Origin of the sequence: Actinoplanes sp. NPDC048791 (assembly GCF_040650095.1) — a bacterium.
Lineage (GTDB): Bacteria > Actinomycetota > Actinomycetes > Mycobacteriales > Micromonosporaceae > Actinoplanes.
Genome location: NZ_JBEZGQ010000803.1, coordinates 1 through 3,908, shown reverse-complemented (window position 1 = coordinate 3,908; position 3,908 = coordinate 1). Strand labels below are relative to the sequence as shown.

General features: G+C 72.8%; 4 protein-coding genes. 3 read left to right on the top strand and 1 reads right to left on the bottom strand.

Translation table 11 applies throughout. The features are described 5' to 3' along the window. Nucleotides 1-726 (bottom strand): hydroxymethylglutaryl-CoA lyase (locus AB0C29_RS37400; protein ID WP_360830754.1); only part of this gene is annotated, 726 nt, incomplete at its 3' end. A gap of 94 nt (nt 727-820) precedes the next feature. Here AB0C29_RS37400 and AB0C29_RS37395 point away from each other — a divergent pair. The 3 genes from AB0C29_RS37395 to AB0C29_RS37385 form a co-directional block, all read left to right on the top strand. Continuing rightward, entirely contained in the window at nt 821-1,465 is a 645-nt protein-coding gene (locus tag AB0C29_RS37395; RefSeq protein WP_360830751.1) for a GntR family transcriptional regulator, read from the top strand. After that, on the top strand, nt 1,462-2,655 hold the full coding sequence (locus AB0C29_RS37390; protein ID WP_360830748.1) for a CoA transferase: 1,194 nt from the start codon (nt 1,462-1,464) through the stop codon (nt 2,653-2,655). Before AB0C29_RS37395 ends, AB0C29_RS37390 begins: the two co-directional genes overlap by 4 nt. A 9-nt stretch (nt 2,656-2,664) precedes the next feature. After that, nucleotides 2,665-3,908: hydantoinase/oxoprolinase family protein (locus AB0C29_RS37385; RefSeq protein WP_360830745.1), on the top strand; the 1,244-nt coding region annotated here is incomplete at its 3' end.

Below are 3,908 nucleotides of genomic sequence, written 5' to 3'. Positions count from 1 at the left end.
CGCGAACGGGCAACCCCCGATCCCCCCGGCGCTGCTGTCCAGCGCCACCGGGTGGTCGCCGGCCAGGTCGGCCGCCGTGATCGCGTTGGCGTAGCCGGTGTTGCGGGTGTTGTGGAAATGCCAGCGCAGCGGCACGCCGGGCGCCTCTGCCGCGGCCATCCCGGCCAGAGCACGCACCTGTGCCGGCACCCCCACGCCGATCGTGTCCGCGAAGGCGAGCTCGTCAGGCCGCGCGGCGGCCAGGCAGCCGGCGGTGACCTCGCGGACCCGGTCCACGGAAACCTCACCCTCGAACGGGCAGCCGAACGCCGCCGCGATCGTGACTGTCGTGCGCAGGCCGGCCGCCCGGGCCTGCTCGGCGATCCGGTGCCAGGCCGCGACGCCCCCGGCCGTGTCGACGGCCTGGTTGCGCCGGCTGAACGTGTCCGTGGCGACCACCACGACGTTCACCTCGTCCATGCCGGCGGCGACGGCCCGGTCGAGGCCGCGTTCGTTGAGCACCAGCCCGATCCAGGACACCGTGCCGCGGGGCAGCCGGGCGGCGACCTCCTCGGCGTCGGCCAGCTGCGGCACCCGGCGGGGGTTGACGAAGCTCGTGCATTCGATGCGGCGTACGCCGCCGGCCACCAGGGTGTCGATCAGCGCCAGTTTGTCGGCGGTCGGCACCGGCACCGCCTCGTTCTGCAGCCCGTCGCGCGGGGAGACCTCCACGATAGAAACGCTCATTGCATACAACCTGCCCTCATCGTGGACACCCCTCTTGCGGAAACGCCGTGACCGTGACCAGGATTGCATGCAATCGAGCGGAACGGGAGGCCAGGTGCGACCAGCAGCGGAACAGGCGGCGCAATCTCTGCGAGAGGAGATCCTCTCCGGGGTGATCGCGTCCGGGGCCCGGCTCGGCGAGGCGGAGCTGGCCACCCGGCTCCAGGTGAGCCGCACGCCGATCCGGGAGGCGCTGAGCCGGCTGGCCGCCGAGGGACTGGTCGAGCTGCAGCCCAACCGCGGCGCCCGGGTGGCGACCTGGTCCACCGCCGAGCTGCGGGAGATCTTCGAGCTGCGGTTGCGGCTGGAGCCGTACGCGGTCCGCCTGGCCGTCCCGAAGCTCGGCCCGGAGCAGCTGGACGAGCTGCAGGAGCTGGCCGAGTCCATGCTGCGCACCGGCAAGCCCGGCCGCCGGCAGGACCTGGGTCCCATCGTCGAGGCCAACCGGCGATTCCACGGCCTGTTCATCGAGGTGGCCGGCACGGCCCCGCTGGCCGCCGCGCTGCGCGGGGTCACCCACGCCGCCGTCGTGCACCAGAACTTCCACGACTACACGCCGGAGGCGCTGCTGCGCAGTCTGCACCACCACGTCGAGATGGTCGCGGCCGCGCGGGCCGGCGACGGCGACTGGGCCGAGGCGATCATGCGGGCCCACCTCTACAACGCCCGCGCCACGATGATCGGGGTGCCACGCTCATGAGTCTTCCGCTGGACGATCTGCGGGTCGTGGAGTTCGGGCAGTTGCTGGCCGGGCCGTTCTGCGGGCAGCTGCTCGGTGACTTCGGGGCCGAGGTGATCAAGGTCGAGGATCCCGCCAAGGGCGACCCGATGCGCCAGTGGGGACGCGAGAAGCCGCACGGCAAGTCGCTGTGGTGGCCCGTCGTCGCCCGCAACAAGAAGTCGATCACCTGCAACCTGCGCGAGCCGGAGGGTCAGGCGCTGATCCGCCGGTTGATCGACACCGCCGACATCGTGGTGGAGAACTTCCGGCCCGGCACGCTGGAGCGCTGGGGGATGGGCCCCGAGACCCTGTGGCGGACCAACCCCGGACTGATCGTCACCCGGGTGACCGGCTACGGCCAAACCGGGCCCTACGCGAGCCGGGCCGGCTTCGGCTCGATCGGCGAGGCCATGGGCGGCATCCGGTACGTGATGGGCGACCCCGGCGGCCCGCCGGTGCGCGCCGGCATCTCGCTCGGCGACTCCCTGGCCGCGGTCTACGCCTGCCTCGGCACGCTGGTCGCGGTGCACAGCCGCACCCGCACCGGCCGCGGCCAGGTGGTCGACTCGGCCATCTACGAGGCGGTGCTGGCGATGATGGAGTCGCTGCTGCCGGAATGGTCGGTGGCCGGTTACCAGCGCGAACGCACCGGGGCCACGCTGCCCAACGTCTCGCCGAGCAACGTCTACCCGACCGGCGACGGCGACCTGATCCTGATCGCCGCCAACCAGGACACGGTTTTCGGCCGGCTCGCCGCCGCGATGGGGGAGCCGGAGCTGGCCCGCGACCCGCGCTACGCCACCCACTCCGCCCGCGGCGCCGCGATGGCCGAGCTCGACGACCACATCGCCCGCTGGACTTCGACCCTGGGCGCCGAGCAGCTGCTCGGCACCCTGCACGCCAACGGCGTACCGGCCGGCCGGATCTTCCGGGCCGAGGACATGTTCACCGACCCGCACTTCGCGGCCCGCGAGGCGATCGTGCGGGTGCCGCACCCCGACTTCGGCGAGCTGCCCATGCAGAACGCGACCCCGCGGCTGTCCGCGACCCCCGGCACCGTCCGTACCGCCGGGCCGGCCCTCGGGGAGCACAACGACGAGATCTACGGCGGACTGATCGGACTGGACGACGAGGAGCAGGTGCGCTTGCGCGCTGACGGAATCATTTAGAGGAGTGAGATGTCATATCGACTCGGCGTGGATGTGGGCGGAACCTTCACCGACGTGCTGCTGGTTGACGAGGAATCCGGGTCGACCTGGCGGGCCAAGACCGCCTCGACGCCGAGCGACCAGTCGATCGGTGTCCTGCACGGCATCGACAAAGTGTGCGCGGAGGCCGGCGTCGCCCGCGGCGACATCGCCCACGTGCTGCACGGCACCACCGTCGCGACCAACGCGATCCTGGAGGGCAAGGGCGCCACGGTCGGGCTGGTGACCACCCGCGGCTTCCGTCAGGTGCTGCAGATCGCCCGGTCCTTCGTGCCGGGCGGGCTGGCCGGCTGGATCATCTGGCCCAAGCCGGAACCGCTGGCCGCGCTGGAGAACACGGTGGAGGCGCCGGAGCGGATCGGCAGCGACGGCACCGTGGTGCAGGAGCTCGACGAGGAGGCGGTCCGGCAGGCCCTGCGGGCGTTGCGGGCCAACGGCGTCGAGGCGCTGGCGGTGTCGCTCATCAACGCCTTCGCCGACGACCGGCACGAGCGGCGCATCGCCGAGCTCGCCGCCGAGGAGCTGCCCGGCATCGAGGTCTCGTTGTCCAGCGTGGTGCTGCCGGAGATGCGCGAGTACGAGCGCGCCTTGACCACCGTGGCCAACGGCTACGTGCAACCCCAGGTCGCCCGGTACGTCGCCAACCTCTCCGCGCAGCTGGCCGGGCAGGGCGTACCCGGGGAGCTGTCGATCCTGCGCAGTGACGGTGGCCTGTCGTCGGCCGGCGCGGCCATCTCGGCACCGGTGACCATGCTGCTCTCCGGCCCGGCGGGCGGGGTCACCGGCGCGGTCTGGGTCGCCGAGCAGTCCGGGCACACCGAGCTGATCACCTTCGACATGGGCGGCACCTCGACCGACGTGGCACTGGTGCGCGGCGGCACGGCCCGGATCGGCCGCGAGACCAAGGTCGGTGACCTGACGGTACGGGCCTCCGCCGTCGACGTGCGCACGGTCGGCGCGGGCGGCGGCTCGATCGCCCATGTCCCGCAGCTCACCAAGGCGCTGCGGGTGGGTCCGCAGTCCGCCGGCGCCGAGCCCGGACCGGCCGCCTACGGCAAGGGCGGCACCGAGCCCACGGTGACCGACGCCAACGTGGTGCTCGGCTACCTGCCCGCCTCGCTGGCCGGCGGCGAGATCACCCTGGACCCCCAGGCCGCCCGCGCGGCGGTGCAGACCGTCGCCGACGCGATGGGGCTGGCCAGTGCCGAGGCCGC